The sequence below is a fragment of the Arenimonas sp. genome (assembly GCF_035721105.1).
GTDB lineage: Bacteria > Pseudomonadota > Gammaproteobacteria > Xanthomonadales > Xanthomonadaceae > Arenimonas.
Map to the genome: position 1 here is coordinate 1 of NZ_DASTNG010000070.1, position 16,170 is coordinate 16,170.

The window sequence follows — 16,170 nt, forward strand, 5'->3', positions numbered from 1 at the left end:
CCGCATTCACGCTCCTGAACCGACTCGAGGCCCTGGTGCTGGCGGAGCGCTGGCCGGAGGTCGTGCGGGATGGCGCCTTGGGCCTGGCGCGCCTGGATAGCCATGAAGAAGCCGGCGCCTTCGCCGATTCCGCGCTGCAGGCGGAGGCCTATGTCGCGATCGCCCAGTGCCGCACCGGCGCCGCCACCGAAGGCGGCGCCCTGGCCGCGCGTGCGCGGGCACGGCTCGCGGAGGGCGTGTGGCCCGATCGCGCCCGGCACGCCCTCGTGGCCGAGGCCGAGGCCGAGTGCCGGTTCGCCGCGGGGGACCTGGCGGCGGCGCGGGAGGCGCTGGCCAGGTCGCGTGCGGAAGACCCGCACCTGCCGCCGGGCGATGCCCGCGACCTCGCCCGCCGCGACGCGCTGGGCGCCCGGATCGCGGCGGCCGGAGGCGACTGAGCGGCGGCGCGTGGCACGGCTGTGACCGCCGTTGCGTAGGGGAGGACAAGGCCTGTGTGCGCAGGCGTCCCGCGAGATCATCGGTATGTTCGTAAGAAGCGTCCTCTCCCTGCTTGTCCTGTCCACCCTGCCGCTGGCCGTCCCCGCCCAGGACTTCGGCGACTCCCTCAAGCGCACCGTCAAGCGCGCGGCCGAAAGCGAAGTGCGCAGCGCCGCCGACCGCGAGACCCGGCGCGTCACCCGCTGCGTGCTGGGCGACGAGCGCTGCGCCCGCGAGGCCGATGCGCGCGGCGAAGACGTCGAGTACGTCGACCGCCGCGGTCGCGCCGTGGCCGCGCCGGCCGGCGCCGGCCAGCCCGCGCCGGGCGCCGCGTTCCGGGTCGAACCCTACGCCGGCTCCAGCGTGCGCGAGGACGAGACGCTGGCCTTCGACGCCTACGACTTCGTCATCGGCAAGGAAAGCAACGGCGACCTGCGCGCGCGCACCGTCGAGGGCCGCGTTACCCGCACGCTGTACAACAACCCGTCCGGCCGCTCGACGCTTGAGATCGTGCGCAACTACGAACAGGCCCTGCGCGGCCGCGGCCTTCGCCTGGTCCATCAGTGCGCCGGCCGCGACGCCTGCGGCGGCACCGGTAACCGCGAGGCCAACTGGAACAACGTCGCCGGCATGAACATCGGCGTCGGCGGCGACTTCCGCTACGTCGCCGCCGAGGGCGTGGTCGGTTCCAGCCAGGTCAGCGTGGCGGTGATGGTGAACAAGCAGCGCACCTGGGTGACCGTGGTCGAGGGCGCGGCGATGCAGACCGGCCAGGTCGGCGTAAGCGCCGACGCGCTGGCCGCCGAGCTGGCCGCAGGCGGCAAGGTGCGGCTGGACGGCATCTACTTCGATACCGGCAAGGCCACGCTCAAGGCCGAGTCGCGCGCCGCGCTGGCCGAAGTGGCCGAACTGATGCGCCGCGATCCCTCGCTGCAGCTCGAGATCGTCGGCCACACCGACGCGGTCGGCGAGGACGGCGTCAACCTGCGCCTGAGCGAGGCGCGCGCCCTGGCCGTGCGCGCCGCGCTGGTGATCGACCACGGCGTCGCCGATCGCCGGCTCAAGGCCCGCGGCGCGGGCGAAACCGAGCCGGTGGCGGCGAACGACAGCGAGGCCGGCCGCGCGCTCAACCGCCGCGTCGAACTGGTGAAGCCATGACCCCGCGCACCGCCCGCCGCCGGTGGCCGACGCGGCCCGGCCGGGGCCTGCCGTGAACGCGCGCGGCTGGGTGGCCATCGGCGTGGCCGCGGTGATCGCCGGCAGCGTGCTGGCGGCGTCCGGTGCGATGCCCTGGGGCGACGGACCGCCGTCGCCGCCGATCGACGTGGTGGCGTCGGGCAGCGACGCCGCCCGCGCCGCGGGCGAAGTCACCGCGCCGCCCAGCGACGATCCGTTCGCGCCGGCCATCCCGATCGTCGAGTCCGGCAGTGATGCGGCGCGCGACCTGGTCGGTGAAACCTACGTGCCGCTGCCGCCGATGCACGATCCGTTCGAGCTGCCGTCGATCCCGGTGGTCGAGAGCGGCACCGACGCCGCCTGGATCGCACATGGCGAGGAGATCATCAACGTCGCCGAACAGGAGCGCCTGGCCGAGCGCCGGCGCCGGATCGAGGAAACCTTCGGTGCCAACAGCGCCTTCCCGCCCAACCCGGAGTCCGAGCTGGGCGTTTACCGCTTCGACCTGCGCATCCTGCAGCTGGTCGATTCCTCGCGCGGACTGGACCGGCTGAACTACTACGTCAACAGCGCCGACAACAGCCAGCTGTTCCTGGCCTCGGACCTCGGCGACCTGCTGCCCCCCGGCACCTTCGCGGACGGCGAACTGCACTTCGTGCTGCGCCAGGCCGACGGCGACACCCTGGCCTGCGGCCGGCACGCCGAGGTCGGCGAGGCCTGCCTGATGCTGGGCGACGACTTCGGCTCCGCCTTCGGCTGGATGCGCGACATGCGCCTGCACCGCCGATTCCTCGACACCCTTCCGCGCGTGCCGCAGACCCTGGGCGAAGGCCCCGGCGGCAACGTGCAGGGCATCCGCGGCAAGGGCGAGGATGGCTTCATGCAGGTCTGGGTGGGCCGCCACCCTAGCCCGATCGCCACCCAGATGCCCTTCCTCGGCGCGGGCGTGGGAGTGATGAAGGACTTCCGCATCCGCGCCAACCGCACCGTGCACCGCACGCGCTGGGAAGGCGGCGATATCGACGGCGGCGACCTGGTGGTCGATCTGCTCGAGCTGGCGCCGGCGAGGATGGAACGCGACACCTCGCTGTACCGCATCGTCACCGCGTTCACCGCCGAAGGGCTGGCCGAGGCGATGGCGATCGGAAGCCAGGTGCCCGACCTCGTGGCCCAGGCCCGCGCGATCCGCGAAGCGCTGGATGCCTGCCCGTCCGGCCGCGCCGGCAGCGACTGCCGCAAGTTCCACCGCGAGCGCATGAAGGCGCTCGACGAAGGCATGCGCCGCCAGGCGCTGGACTTCGGCCGCCGCCACGGCCTGCCGGTAGGCGAAGAATGATTCTCGCGCGCTTGCATCGATCGGCCGGCCGACCAACACTGTCGCCGCCGCGTCCCGCGGCGACAGGGGAATCATGATGTCGAAATGGCTTTGGGGTGCCGCAGGGGCGGTGTTGGTGATGGTGTCCGGCTGGGCGCACGCGCAGGCATTGGAAAAAGATCCCGTGACCGCGTTCATCGACTCGCTGAGCTTCCAGCAGGGTGAAGTGCAGGTTCCCGAGGCCCATGCCCGGCTGCGCCTGACCGAGGGCTTCCGCTACCTGGGCAAGGCCGATGCGCGCCGGGTGCTCGAGGAGTTCTGGGGCAATCCCGAGGACGACAGCGTGCTGGGCATGCTGGTGCCGACCGCCGACGGCCTCGACAGCGAGCACAGCTGGGCCGTGATCCTGACCTGGAGCGACGACGGCCACGTCACCGATGCCGATGCCGCCGAAATCGACTATGCCGAGCTGCTGGCCGACATGCAGGCCGAGACCCGCGATGCCAACCCGGCGCGCCGCGAGGCCGGCTATCCCACCGCCGAGCTGATTGGCTGGGCCCAGCCGCCGCGCTATGACGCGACCAGCAAGCGCCTGCACTGGGCCAAGCACCTGCAGTTCGAAGGCAGCGAAGGCGGCACGCTGAACTACGACATCCGCGTGCTCGGCCGCCAGGGCTACCTGAGCATGAGCGCGATCGCGGGCATCGCCGACCTCGACCGCGTCAACGACGGCATGAACGACGTGCTGGCGATGGCCGAGTTCGAGGAAGGCCACCGCTACGCCGACTTCAACGCCGACACCGACCGCACCGCGGCCTACGGCCTGGCGGCCCTGGTCGGCGGCGGACTGGCCGCGAAGACCGGCCTGCTGGCCAAGATCGGCCTGCTGCTGGCCAAGGGCTGGAAGCTGGTGTTGATCGCCGCCGTCGGCCTGGTGTCGGTGGTGCGGAAGCTGGGCGGCAAGTCCAAGGACGAAGGCGGCAACGCCGCCTGAGCGCCGAATCCCGGCCCGCGGCCTTGTCCGCGGGCCCGGGGCGGCCCCCCCGCCTAGCGGGCGGCTACCGGAAGCCCGAAGAACGCCGCCGCGGTCGCGGTGGTGGCCGCCGCGGTGGTGGCCACGTCCTCGCCGCGGTCGCGCGCCAGTTCCTCGACGATGTGCGCCAGGTACATCGGCTCGTTGCGGCGGTGGCTGGGCATCGGCTTCACCGTGCGCGGCAGCAGGTAGGGCGCGTCGGTCTCGACCATCAGCCGGTGCGCGGGGATGTCCTTCACGAACTCGCGCAGGTGCTGGCCGCGGCGCTCGTCGCAGAGCCAGCCGGTGATGCCGATGTGCCAGTCCTGGTCGAGGTAATCGAAGCATTCGGCGCGGGTGCCGGTGAAGCAGTGCACCACCACCGGGCCCAGCTGGCCCTCGAAGGCCTTCATGATCGCCATGAAGTCGGCGTGCGCGTCGCGCTGGTGCAGGAACAGCGGCAGCTTCGATTCCGCCGCCAGCTCGAGCTGGCGCTCGAAGGCCAGGCGCTGCGCCGGCCGCGGCGAGAAATCGCGGTGGTAGTCCAGGCCGCATTCGCCCGCGGCGACCACCTCGGGTTCGGCCTGCAGCGCGCGCAGCTCCGCGATGCCTTCGGCCGTGCACTCGGTGGCATGGTGCGGGTGGATGCCGGCGGTGGCCCAGAGCAGGCCCGGGTGCGCCTTGGCCAGCTCGAGCGCCCGCACCGCGCCGGCGCGGCTGGCGCCGGTGACCACCAGCCGCGACACGCCGGCCAGCACCGCGCGCTGCAGCACGGCGTCGAGGTCGGCGTCGAAGCTTTCGTGGCCCAGGTTGGCGCCGATGTCGATCAAGTCCATGAACGGGTCCTGTCGGGAAGGGCACGATTCTAGCCGTCGGCCGTCAACCGCGGGTCGCGGGCCGCGTTCTGGCGGGCATGAACAGATCCGGCTGGCTCGCTTTCACGTTCACCCTGGTCCTCGGCGGCCTGCTGCCCGGCGTCGGCGCCGCGCGGCCGGCCTACGACCTGGCGCCGGTGCAGGCCGCGATGCGGGCGCTGGTGGCGGACTACCGGCTCGACGGCGCCTCGCTGCGCCTGGCCCGCGAGGGCGGGCAGGTCGTGATGCTCGAAACCTTCGGCAGCTACCGCGGCGACGAGCGCGTGGCCATCGCCTCGGCCAGCAAGTGGCTGTCGGCCCTGGTGCTGGGGCGGCTCGTGGAGCGGGGCACGCTGGCCTGGGACAGCCGCGTCGGCGACTACTTCCCCGAAGCCGCGCCGGCGATGCGTCCGATCACGCTGGCGCAACTGTTCTCGCACACCGCCGGCATGGACGTGGACGACGCGCCCTGCCTGTCGGTCCGGCAGACCACGCTGCAGGCCTGCGCCGCGCAGATCCTGGCCATCCCGCTGGTCTACGCGCCGGGCACCGGCTTCGCCTACGGCGGCAATTCGATGCAGGTGGCGGGCGCGATGGCCGAACGCGCCACCGGCGAGGACTGGGACACGCTGTTCCTGGCCGAAGTGGTGCAGCCGCTCGGGCTGACCGGCACCGACTGGAGCACCAGTTCGCTCCTGCCCGGCTACGTGCCGACCCCGAATCCGCGCATCGCCGGCGGCGCCCGCGCCACGCGGGATGACTACGCCCGGGTGGTGGACATGGTGCTGGCCACCGGCCGCCACGGCGAGGCCCGCTACCTGCGCGAGGACACGATCGCAGCCATGGCGATCGACCGCGCCGCCGGACTGCCGGTGTACTACGCCCCGGACGGTGGCATCGGCTATGGCTACGGCATCGGCCAGTGGGTGGAAGCCAAGGACGCGGCCGGCCACACGCTGCGCGTCTCCAGTCCCGGCGCCTTCGGCTTCACGCCCTGGGTGGACTGGCGCCAGGGCAGCAACGGCGTGCTGCTGGTGCGCGGCAACGGCTCGGCGATGCGCGACGACCTGACCGCGATCGAACAGCTGGCGCTGCAGCAGCTCGACTTCCGCCGGAGCACGCAGTCGGTGCCGAAGCCCGAGACGGGGGGCTCGCGTCCGGAAGGCTCGAGCGGCATCGCGCCAGCGCGGCGTGGCCCTTCCATGGCTGTACCCGCGGACCGCGTCGAGGCCAGGACAACGCGCCGCTCGGATCGTCGACCGGGCGCGCGACCCCGAGCAACCCGGTCACCGGGGCAGGATGCCGCGCGGCTCGACGCGGGGCGTCCGGCTCTCTAGCCTAGCGCGGTGAATGCCGCCGCCCGCCGCCCCGACTTCCCCATCGCCGAACTGCTGCCGGGCCTGCTCGACAGCCTGCAGGCGCACCCGCGGCTGGTGCTCGAGGCGCCGCCGGGCGCCGGCAAGACCACCCAGGTGCCGTTGGCGCTGCTGTCGGCGCCGTGGCGCGGCGACGGCCGCATCCTGATGCTCGAACCGCGCCGCGTGGCCGCGCGCGCCGCCGCCGGCTTCATGGCGCGCCAGCTGGGCGAGACGCCGGGCGAGACCGTCGGCTACCGCATCCGCTTCGAAGCCAAGGTCGGCGCGCGCACGCGGATCGAGGTCGTCACCGAAGGCATCCTCACCCGGATGATCCAGGACGATCCGACGCTGGAGGGCGTGGCCGCGATCGTCTTCGATGAATTCCACGAACGCCACCTCGCCGGCGACCTCGGCCTGGCGCTGGCGCTGGACGTGCAGTCGCAGCTGCGCGAGGACCTGCGGATCGTGGTGATGTCGGCCACGCTCGACGGCGAAAAGCTGGCGAGGTTCCTCGATGCGCCGCGGCTGACCAGTGCCGGGCGCAGTTTTCCGGTCACCGTGGCGCATTTCCCGGCGCGGCGGGACGAGGCGTTGATGGCGCAGCTCAAGCGTTGCGTGGGGGAGGCGTTGGCGAAGCATCCGGGGGATGTGCTGGTGTTCCTGCCGGGGCAGCGGGAGATCGGGGAGGCGTTGCGCGTGCTTGGGGATTCCCCTCTCCCCAACCCCTCTCCCGCAAGGGGAGAGGGGCTATCAACTCCCTCTCCCCTTGTGGGAGAGGGCCGGGGAGAGGGGGCCGCTCTCGCCATCCTGCCTCTTCATGGCGACCTCCCCCTGGAAGCCCAATCCGCCGCCCTCAACCCCGACCCCGCCGGCCGCCGCCGCATCATCCTCGCCACCAACGTCGCCGAAAGCTCGGTCACCCTGCCCGGCGTGCGCGTGGTGATCGACGCCGGCCTGGCGCGCGAGCCGCGCTACGAGCCCAACTCCGGCTTCTCGCGTCTCGACACGGTCGCCATCTCACAGGCTTCGGCCGACCAGCGCGCCGGCCGCGCCGGCCGTGTCGCGGAAGGCTGGGCCTACCGCCTGTGGCCGCAGTCGCAGCGGCTCGAACCGATGCGCACGCCCGAGATCGCCCAGGTCGAACTGGCCGGCCTGGCGCTGGAGCTCGCGGCCTGGGGCAGCGTTGACCTGCGCTTCGTCGATACGCCGCCGCCCGGTCCGCTGGCCGCCGCGCGCGAGCTGCTGCAGCGGCTGGGCGCGCTCGACGACACCCAGCGCATCACCCCCTTCGGCCGCGCGCTGATGGCGCTGGGCACGCACCCGCGCCTGGCCGCGATGCTGAAAGCGCCGCGGGATCCGGCCGAGCGTGCGCTGGCCTGCGACCTGGCCGCGCTGGTGGAGGCGCGCGATCCGCTGCGCAGTCGCAGCGACGGCCTCGCCAGCCGCTGGCAGGCGCTGGCCGCGTTCCGGAAGGGCCGTGTCGGCCCCGACGCGAGCCGCGGCGCGCTCGCCGCCATCGACGCCGCCGCGAAGCAGTGGCGCCGCCGCCTGCGCGTCGACGCGAACCCGCCCGAAGACGCGCCCGCGCATCTGCTCGGCGACCTGCTGGCGCACGCCTTCCCCGACCGCATCGCCCGCCAGCACCCGGGTGAACCGCGCCGCTACCAGCTGGCCAACGGCCGCATGGCGCGGATCTTCGACGACAGCGCGCTGTTCGGTGAACCCTGGATCGTGGCCAGCGAACTGCGCTTCGAGGCCAAGGACTCGCTGGTGCTGCGCGGCGTGCCGGTGGACGAAGCCCGGCTGCAGCGCGACTTCCCCGAACGCTTCTTCGAAGGCGACGTGGTCCGCTGGGACGGCACCGCGCGCGCCCTGGTCGCGCGCCGCGAGCGCCGCTTCGACCGCATCACGCTCGAGAGCAAGCCGGCCGGTCGGCCCGATCCGGCGCAGGCGGCGCAGGCGCTCAGCGACGCGGTCGGCGAACTGGGCCTGGACGCGCTGCCCTGGACCGAGGGCCTGCGCCAGTGGCGCGAGCGCGTGCGCTGCCTGCGCGACTGGCTGCCCGAGCTGGGCCTGCCCGACCTGTCCGACGAGGCCCTGCTGGCCAGCCGCGAGCAGTGGCTCAAGCCCGCCTTCACCGGCAAGACCCGGCTCGACGCGCTCGACGAGGACAGCCTGGGCGAAGCCCTGCGCGGCCGGCTGGACTGGTCGCTGCGGCAGAAGCTCGACAGCCTGGCCCCGCGCCGCATCACGGTGCCCTCGGGCATGGAGCGCGGCATCGATTACGAACACGGCCGCCCGCCGGTGCTGGCGGTGAAGCTGCAGGAACTGTTCGGCCTGGCCGACACCCCGCGCGTGGCCGACGGCCGCGTGCCGCTGACCCTGCACCTGCTGTCGCCTGGCGGCAAACCGCTGCAGGTGACCCAGGACCTGCGCAGCTTCTGGGCCAACACCTACCCGGAAGTGCGCAAGGAAATGAAGGGCCGCTACCCGCGCCACCCCTGGCCGGACGATCCCTGGACCGCCACCGCCACCCACCGCGCCAAGCCGCGCGGCACCTGAGGCCTGCCGAGGCGCGATGCGCCGTTCATGGTTTTAGCGGTAGGCTGTACCGGCAACCGCGAGTAACGCGCCCATCCCACGGAGACCCGCCATGAGCAAGACGAACAAGATCGTTTCGACCGCGCTGGCCAAGTTGAACGACGGCAGCGCGATGGCCAAGAAGGCCTGGAAGAATTCCGACCTCGCCAGCAAGGCCAGCGCCCTGGTCGGCGCCGGCGCCGGCCTGGCCGCGGTGAAGAAGGGCGGCTCGGCCGCGGTCAAGACCGTGCGCAAGCATCCGGTCGGTGCGGCCGTCGCTGCGGCGACCCTGGCCGCCGTCGGTGCCGCAGCCTACATGGTCAACAAGAAGAAGAAAGCCGCGGCCGCCAAGCCCGCCGCCAAGAAGGCGAGCAAGCAGGTCGCCGCGAAGAAGGCCACCGCACCGGCCAAGAAGGCGGCTGCGAAGAAGGCGCCGGCCAAGAAGGCCGCGGCCAAGAAAGCCCCCGCGAAGAAAGCTGCCGCCAAGAAGTAAGCCGTTGTAAGAGGGCCTTCAGGCCCGAATCCTTTCGCCGAATCCTTCAAGCACGAAGCTTCGCGGAGAAAAGATTCGGGCCTGAAGGCCCTCCTACAGTGAGGGGTCTGGCTTAAGCGTGGTGCCCCGGCCGCGATGGTGAGCCGTCAGGCTTCGGGGCTGCGTCCGATCCGCATCGACAGCGGCCAGCGCACTTCGCGCCGCCGTCCCGCATCGCCCCAGGCTGCGGCGAACGCCGGGCCGAATTCCGACACCGCATCGCGCCCGGTTTCCTTCAGGAAGCGCTGGCTGCTCGACCAGGTGCGCAGGTAGTCCAGGTACTGCGCCAGGTCCCAGTCGGCGGTCATCTCGAAGTGCGGCGGGTCGCCCACCGCCTCGAACGGGAACGGCAGGTGCCGGTAGCCGTCGTCCACGTGGCGACGTTCCGGCGGCCAGTACGGCCCCAGCCGCTCGCCGTAGAGCTGGTCGAAGACCTCGTCCACGCCCCGGTCCACCCGGGTGCGGCCGTAGCACCAGACCGCGATCACGCCGCCGGGGCGCAGCACGCGCAGCGCCTCGGTGCAGAAGCGCTCCTGGTTGAACCAGTGGTAAGCCTGCGCCGCGGTGACCAGGTCGACGCTGTGGCTGCGCAGCGCGCTGTGTTCGGCCGGCTCCACCCGCCAGGTCACGCGCGGGTCGGACGGGGCGGCGGCGATCTGCGCTTCGCTGGGGTCGCTGGCGTGCACGCGCTGGAAGTGGTGCACCAGGGCCAGGCTGGCCTGGCCATTGCCGCAGCCCACGTCCCAGGCCAGGTCATGGTGCTGGCACTGGTCGGAGATCCAGGCGAACAGCGCGTGCGGATAGGTCGGGCGGGCGCGGGCGTAGTCGGTGGCGTGTCCGGAGAAATGGTCCTGGAAGGCCATGCCGCGCTCCTGGGTTACTGGGTGAGTTCGCGCCACTTCCCGGGCGCCAGCCCCTCGAGCCGGTGCGGTCCGACGGCGATGCGCAGCAGGCGCAGGCAGGGCAGGCCGACGGCGGCGACCATGCGCCGCACCTGGCGGTTCTTGCCCTCGGTGATGGTCAGCTCGATCCAGCTGTCGGGCACGGTCTTGCGGTGCCGTACCGGCGGATTGCGCGGCCACAGCCAGTCGGGCGCGCCGATCAGCACCTGCGCCTTGGCCGGGCGGGTGACGCCGTCGGCCAGGGTGACGCCGCTGCGCAGCTGGGCCAGGTGCTCGTCGCCGGCCACGCCTTCGACCTGCACCAGGTAGGTCTTGGGCCAGTGGAACTTGGGCGAGCTGATGCGGGCGATCAGCGGACCGTCGTCGGACATCAGCAGCAGGCCTTCCGAGTCCTGGTCCAGCCGGCCCGCCGCGTACACGTCCGGCGGCAGCGAGTAGCCGGCCAGGGTCGGACGCGGGGGCACCGTCTTGTCGGTGAACTGACAGAGCACGCCGTAAGGTTTGTTGAAGGCGATCAGCATCGGCCCAGTGTAGCCCCGTGGGACACTGAGCGCCCGTCCCACCCCTGAATCCCCGGAGAGCGCATGCCCGCGACCCACCCCCTCCGCCGCCTGGCCGGCTTTGCCCGGCACCAGCGGCGCAACGCCGTGCTGGCCACGGTGTACTCGGTGCTCAACAAGATCTTCGACGTCCTGCCCGAGCTGCTGATCGGCGTGGCCGTGGACGTGGTGGTGAACCAGGAGGACTCGTTCATGGCCGGCTTCGGCCTGCCCGACCCGCTGCACCAGCTCTACGCCCTGGTGGCGCTGACGGTGCTGGTGTGGGTGGCGGAGTCCGTGTTCGAGTACCTGTATGCGCTCAAGTGGCGGGGCCTGGCCCAGGACCTGCAGCACGCGCTGCGGCAGGCCGCCTACGGCCACGTGCAGGCGCTGCCGCCGGCCACCATCGAGCGCGAGCGCAGCGGCCGGCTGATGGCGCTGATGAACGAGGACGTGAACCAGATCGAGCGCTTCCTCAACACCGGCGCCAACGACCTGATCCAGGTGGTGGTGTCGTCGCTGCTGGTCGGCGCCGTGTTCTTCGTGCTCACCGCCGACCTGGCGGCGCTGGCGATGCTGCCGATCCCGCTGATCCTGATCGGCGCCTTCTGGTTCCAGAAGCGCCTGGCCCCGCGCTACGCCGCCGCGCGCGAGGCCGCGGCCACGGTGTCGGCGCGCCTGGACAACAACCTGGCCGGCATGGCCACCATCCAGGCCTATACCGCCGAGGCCTTCGAGGCCGAGCACCTGCGGCAGGCCTCGGACGGCTTCCGCGAGCGCAATGCCGAGGCCATCCGCTTCTCGGCCGCCATCACGCCGGTGATCCGCATGGCCATCCTGGCCGGCTTCGTCGCCACCCTGCTTTACGGCGGCATGCTGACCCTGCGCGGCGAACTGGGCGTGGGCAGCTATTCGGCCCTGGTCTACCTGACCCAGCGCCTGCTGTGGCCGCTGACCCGCCTGGCCGACATGACCGACCTGTACCAGCGCGCGATGGCCTCGGTGAACCGCGTGATGGACCTGCTGGACACGCCGGTGCCGGTGCGCGGCCAGGCGCCCCTGCCCGACGGGGCGCGCGGCGAGCTGCGCTTCGAGGGCGTGGGCCACGACTACGACGGCCGCGTCGCCCTGCACGCGGTCGACCTGGTCGTGCCCGCCGGCGCCACCGTGGCCCTGGTCGGCGGCACTGGCGGCGGCAAGAGCACGCTGCTGAAGCTGCTGCTGCGCTTCATCGATCCCGCCCGCGGCCGCATCCTGTTCGACGGCGCCGACCTCGCCGCGCTCGACCCGGCTGCCTTGCGTCGCGCGGTGGGCTACGTGTCGCAGGAGCCGTTCCTGACCGACGGCACCGTGGCCGACAACATCGCCTATGGCGAGCGCGGGGTCGACCGCGCCCGCGTGGAAGCGGCCGCCCGCGCCGCCGAGGCGCATGCCTTCATCGCCGCGCTGCCGCAGGGCTACGACAGCCCGGTCGGCCAGCGCGGCAGCCAGCTCTCCGGGGGCCAGCGCCAGCGCATCGCCCTGGCGCGCGCGCTGTACCGCGACCCGAAGGTGCTGGTGCTGGACGAAGCCACTTCGGCCGTGGACAACGAGACCGAAGCCGCGATCCAGCATTCGCTGGCGACCGCGGCGCGCGGACGGACGACCCTGGTGGTCGCGCACCGCCTGAGCACGGTGCGCCACGCTGACCGTATCCACGTGCTCGACGCCGGCTGCATCGTGGAGTCGGGCACGCACGATGAGCTGGTGGCCCGCGGCGGCGCGTATGCAGCGCTGTGGCGGCTGCAGACGGGCGAGGTCGCGTGAAACGAAGGCCGCCGCTGCCGGCGCTAAGCTGATGCTTCCCCGTAAAGGAACACCGATGCCCGAATCGAAGCCGCCCAAGCCGCCGCGCTACCAGCCGGGCATGGTCTACGCCGTGCCGCTTGCCGACGGAGCCTTTGGCCTGGCGCAGGCGGGCGGGCTGATGATGCCCAACGTCGTTTACGTCGCGCTGTTCCTGGATCGCTTCGACACGCTTCCCTCCGGGCCGCCGCCGCTGGCGCCAGCGCGCGTGGTGTCGCTGGCGGCGACCTGGCGCCGCAACCTCAACCGGGGCGACTGGCTGGCGCTGGGCGTGGCGGCGCCCGTGCCCGGCCTGGATCCGCACCCGACCGAGGCGCTGGCCGCGAGTGGTTACGTTGGCGCCACGCACTACGATGCCGGCCTGCTGTCGGAGTTCCTCTCGGCCTGCCACGGCGCCCTGCCGTGGAACGTCATGCATGACCCGGCCTTCTTCCAGGCGATGCTCCTGCCCGGGCTGGCCCGCCCCGCCCAGGCCGTGGTCCTGGGTGAGCGTGAGCGCACCGAGTACCGTCGCAAGACCTTCGGCGTCAACGCCTAGCCGCCGCCAAACCCGCGCACCCCGACCGAACCGCCGAAGGCTGCTTCGCTTCTCGGCTTCGGACGTCGGGGTCAACGCCCGGCCCGCACCCACCGACGACGCCGAATCGATCGCCAGCTATGACGCCCTGATCGCGGGCTTGGCGGGCAGGCGCTTCCGGTACGCCGAGGCCGTCGAGCCGACTGCGTGCAAGGACTACCCCGCCGGCACAGGGTGGTGAACCCGTGCTGCGACAAGCTTCCGCACCGCGGCCTGTGCGCCTTGCCGGGACCTTTGGTCAGGCCGGTCGTTGCAGAGTAGGGGACATGCGCGTCTTCGCTGTTCGCAACACGCCCTCGGCCGTTCCAATAACCGGTTATCGCGCTGGAATGACGGATAACACGGGATTCCGGCGCAGCCGCCGCGCTAGCGGGATTCGCTAAATGCTTGTTGTTGAGAGAATTTTCCCTTGACGCGAGCCAGTTGACGGGAAAAACATACGGGCATACGCCTCGAGTTAGGGGCCTAATAGGTGTTAGGCCATGAAGAACCAACTAACTCGCGGCTTGAAACGTCGACTAATGTACGTCGAGAACAAGGAAGGCGATCTGGATGGTGCACGTGCCAGGATCGGTTGGGTTACCTTCTCCAAGTCTGGCAAGTCCGTTCGCTATCGCGGTCGTTCACTTGCCCGCTCGGGCGGTCAAGGAGTCCTCGGAAACTACTTCGATGAGACATCCGGAGAGGAGTTCTGGGTGTCGGGCGTCAAACAGGACGGCTCCAATACGCACCCCAACAGTAGCGTTACCGTCATCATCGACGAGGATGCCGCAGAGGCATATCAGGCGCACCGAGCATCGCGCGCCTAACTAATCATTCAAGCCGACGCCTTCGGCGCGGCTTAACCAAGGCGTTTGGCGTCACAGGAGAGTTCTAATGAGTCTCAAGCGCCTAGTTCCAATGCAGCCCGTCAAGAGCATGCCGGAGAGCGTCACCTTCTACGAGAAGCTTGGCTTCGTTGTGGAATCTCGGAATGACGAGTGGGGCTGGGCCATGTTGCGCTGTGGTGACTGCCAGCTCATGCTCGATCAATCAATCAACTCGCACAGGGGAATTCCAAGAGTCGCAGTTCTCTACCTTTACCCAGCGAACGTTTCAGACTTTCATCAGCGCGCCAAAGATGCCGGACTCTCGGTCCCGGAGCTAGACATCACCTTCTACGAAATGACAGAGTTCCGCATGGAAGATCCGGATGGAAATCGCCTCTGGATTGGCCAAGACAAGGGGATGTCGGTTTGACGCCTAACCAATCATTCAAGCCGACGCCTTCGGCGCGGCTTAACTCAAGGTGTTAGGCGCTTCATGAAGAACACGGCGGCTTGGGGTTGCCTTCACGACGGTTCGCTGGATGAGGCCCATGGCGCCGTTCCCGGGGACGTATCGCTCTTGGTCTCAATTCCGTACCTTCGAAGCGCCTTTCATCCGGACGGAGATGGTTTCGTGCTGACGCTGAGGGGCTGCACTCTCTTCAGACTGGAGGGTCACGATGGTGCTGTGCTGGAAGATCCCCGTGAGATCGCGGGACGCACCCCTGAGCTACTCAGCATCGTCAGTGAGGTGCCCCTGGTGATATATACAACTCTGGGCACGCTGACACTTGCCTACCGAGCGTTGGAACTGGGTTTGGATACTGGCCAGACCATTTCGGTACAGGCTCTTGATGAGGCAAGCTGCAATTACTGGCAGGCGTGGTCCGAGCAACGTGGCGGTCGCGCCTAACCAATCATTCAAGCCGACGCCTTCGGCGCGGCTTAACTTAGTTGTTAGAACTCACATGCAGCAACAGTGGCGATTGAGGGATTGCCTTTTTGTGGTATCGCTCGCGCTTTTCGGATGCGGCAAGTCAGGCTTTTCGCACTGCGTCCAGGTTTCTGACGAGTCAGACTTTACGGGTGAGTGGCTCAAGTCTTCCGACTACATCAGCAGTCGTACGGTGCGCACAGAAGCATGCGTTTCGCTTGATCGTGAGCAAGACAGCAGCAATGGGCCAGGGCTCGGTACCGTCCGCTGGGCTGAGTGTTCCTCTGGCCCTGATTGCGGTGAGGCAGGTGAGTTCTAACAATTCATTCAAGCCGACGCCGCTTCGCGGCCAGGCTTAACAAAGGTGTTAGACATGCACACTCGGCTCCTAAAATCACTACCGTCAGCGGCTCTGGCTGCAGCGCTATCCGCATGCGCCTCGACGCCCACCAAGCCCGCACCAGTTCCACTTGAGCTTCCGGTCAAGGTTGAGCCGGCATCAATTCCGGCCAAATACTCGGATGTTCCAGTCGAAACAGTGGCAGTTCGTTGGACCACGAATGACTTGAAAGAGCAGCTCAAGAGTGAGTTCTCAATCTTGTCTCTTGACCAATCATCACTTGTCCTAATAGAGGAGTCTTTGGTTTCGTCGGAAGGCAGGTACTTTAGACGCATCTGGTTCTCTTACGGGGACGAAAACACCTACAACATGCATGGCAGCTGCGGACAGAATATCTACCTTTGGTTTGATCTGAAGGGCGAGCGCGTCGGCACGTATGTTGACGAGATGAACTGTCCGATTTAGAACGCGTGTCTAACCAATCATTCAAGCCGACGCCTGCGGCGCGGCTTAACTTGGGTGTTAGGACTCATGTCGATACGGCAGTCCGATATTGAGGATTGGGCAGACGCCTATATCAAGGCGTCTCTCTCGCCAGGGAAACTGAAGCCAGGGCATGAGTCTTGGTGGGCAGTTGAGCGATTCATTCTCAACGCTCACGACCCGTCTGAAGCGGAGAATTGTTGGGCCGCAATTCTGGAGATTCTGTCTCGAGAACCACCACAGGCTGTGCTGGACGTGCTTGCCGCAGGCCCTCTCGAAGACCTGATTGGCTACCACGGAGTGACCTGCGTACGGATCTTGTAGCCAATCAGCCAGTGAGTCCGGGGTGGATATTATCTGCCTCGAGCCAGGCCCGTCGAACGGTGGCCGGGGCCTTGTAGCCGTGGGCGCTGTGTGGCCGCTGCTCGTTGTAGAACTGC

The 16,170-nt window shown here is 69.6% G+C and carries 16 protein-coding genes; 13 read left to right on the forward strand and 3 right to left on the reverse strand.

The features are described 5' to 3' along the window. From VFQ84_RS11460 to VFQ84_RS11475, 4 genes are all read left to right on the forward strand, one after another. Positions 1-437: hypothetical protein (locus tag VFQ84_RS11460; RefSeq protein ID WP_325131765.1), on the forward strand; the 437-nt coding region annotated here is incomplete at its 5' end. An 85-nt stretch (positions 438-522) separates the two neighbouring features. Further along, positions 523-1,635, forward strand: coding sequence for an OmpA family protein (locus VFQ84_RS11465; RefSeq protein ID WP_325131766.1), 1,113 nt, complete (start codon positions 523-525; stop codon positions 1,633-1,635). A gap of 52 nt (positions 1,636-1,687) precedes the next feature. Beyond that, positions 1,688-2,989 carry a hypothetical protein gene (locus tag VFQ84_RS11470; RefSeq protein ID WP_325131767.1) on the forward strand — a complete coding sequence of 434 codons (1,302 nt, stop codon included), beginning with the start codon at positions 1,688-1,690 and terminating at the stop codon, positions 2,987-2,989. Between the two features lie 163 nt (positions 2,990-3,152). After that, a complete protein-coding gene (locus VFQ84_RS11475; protein WP_325131768.1) occupies positions 3,153-3,962 on the forward strand; it encodes a DUF2167 domain-containing protein in 810 nt (269 codons plus the stop codon). A gap of 53 nt (positions 3,963-4,015) precedes the next feature. On the opposite strand, the gene VFQ84_RS11480 is transcribed toward VFQ84_RS11475, so the two are convergent. Next, positions 4,016-4,816 (reverse strand): TatD family hydrolase, encoded by an 801-nt coding sequence (locus VFQ84_RS11480; RefSeq protein ID WP_325131769.1) that lies wholly within the window; start codon positions 4,814-4,816, stop codon positions 4,016-4,018. 77 nt (positions 4,817-4,893) lie between these two features. Between VFQ84_RS11480 and VFQ84_RS11485 the strand changes: the two genes are divergently transcribed. From VFQ84_RS11485 to VFQ84_RS11495, 3 genes are all read left to right on the forward strand, one after another. Next, positions 4,894-6,171 (forward strand): serine hydrolase domain-containing protein, encoded by a 1,278-nt coding sequence (locus VFQ84_RS11485; RefSeq protein ID WP_325131770.1) that lies wholly within the window; start codon positions 4,894-4,896, stop codon positions 6,169-6,171. Positions 6,172-6,180: 9 nt separating this feature from the next. Further along, the gene (gene hrpB / locus VFQ84_RS11490) at positions 6,181-8,754 is read left to right on the forward strand and encodes an ATP-dependent helicase HrpB (RefSeq protein ID WP_325131771.1); all 2,574 of its coding nucleotides are present in this window, start codon (positions 6,181-6,183) and stop codon (positions 8,752-8,754) included. Between the two features lie 91 nt (positions 8,755-8,845). Beyond that, positions 8,846-9,265 carry a hypothetical protein gene (locus tag VFQ84_RS11495; RefSeq protein WP_325131772.1) on the forward strand — a complete coding sequence of 140 codons (420 nt, stop codon included), beginning with the start codon at positions 8,846-8,848 and terminating at the stop codon, positions 9,263-9,265. Positions 9,266-9,411: 146 nt separating this feature from the next. Here the strand turns inward: VFQ84_RS11495 and VFQ84_RS11500 are convergent, their stop codons facing one another. Then, positions 9,412-10,167: a class I SAM-dependent methyltransferase gene (locus VFQ84_RS11500; RefSeq protein ID WP_325131773.1), complete on the reverse strand. Its 756-nt coding sequence runs from the start codon at positions 10,165-10,167 to the stop codon at positions 9,412-9,414. A 14-nt stretch (positions 10,168-10,181) separates the two neighbouring features. Further along, positions 10,182-10,727 (reverse strand): pseudouridine synthase, encoded by a 546-nt coding sequence (locus VFQ84_RS11505; protein ID WP_325131774.1) that lies wholly within the window; start codon positions 10,725-10,727, stop codon positions 10,182-10,184. A 63-nt stretch (positions 10,728-10,790) separates the two neighbouring features. Between VFQ84_RS11505 and VFQ84_RS11510 the strand changes: the two genes are divergently transcribed. From VFQ84_RS11510 to VFQ84_RS13945, 6 genes are all read left to right on the forward strand, one after another. Beyond that, positions 10,791-12,551 carry an ABC transporter ATP-binding protein gene (locus VFQ84_RS11510; protein WP_325131775.1) on the forward strand — a complete coding sequence of 587 codons (1,761 nt, stop codon included), beginning with the start codon at positions 10,791-10,793 and terminating at the stop codon, positions 12,549-12,551. 55 nt (positions 12,552-12,606) lie between these two features. After that, positions 12,607-13,128: a hypothetical protein gene (locus VFQ84_RS11515; RefSeq protein ID WP_325131776.1), complete on the forward strand. Its 522-nt coding sequence runs from the start codon at positions 12,607-12,609 to the stop codon at positions 13,126-13,128. A gap of 521 nt (positions 13,129-13,649) precedes the next feature. Further along, positions 13,650-13,976 (forward strand): hypothetical protein, encoded by a 327-nt coding sequence (locus VFQ84_RS11520; RefSeq protein ID WP_325131777.1) that lies wholly within the window; start codon positions 13,650-13,652, stop codon positions 13,974-13,976. A 67-nt stretch (positions 13,977-14,043) separates the two neighbouring features. After that, positions 14,044-14,406 carry a VOC family protein gene (locus VFQ84_RS11525; RefSeq protein WP_325131778.1) on the forward strand — a complete coding sequence of 121 codons (363 nt, stop codon included), beginning with the start codon at positions 14,044-14,046 and terminating at the stop codon, positions 14,404-14,406. Between the two features lie 63 nt (positions 14,407-14,469). After that, a complete protein-coding gene (locus tag VFQ84_RS11530) occupies positions 14,470-14,886 on the forward strand; it encodes a hypothetical protein (protein WP_325131779.1) in 417 nt (138 codons plus the stop codon). An 892-nt stretch (positions 14,887-15,778) separates the two neighbouring features. After that, positions 15,779-16,054 (forward strand): DUF6869 domain-containing protein, encoded by a 276-nt coding sequence (locus VFQ84_RS13945; protein ID WP_414637040.1) that lies wholly within the window; start codon positions 15,779-15,781, stop codon positions 16,052-16,054. Positions 16,055-16,170: the final 116 nt, after the last annotated feature.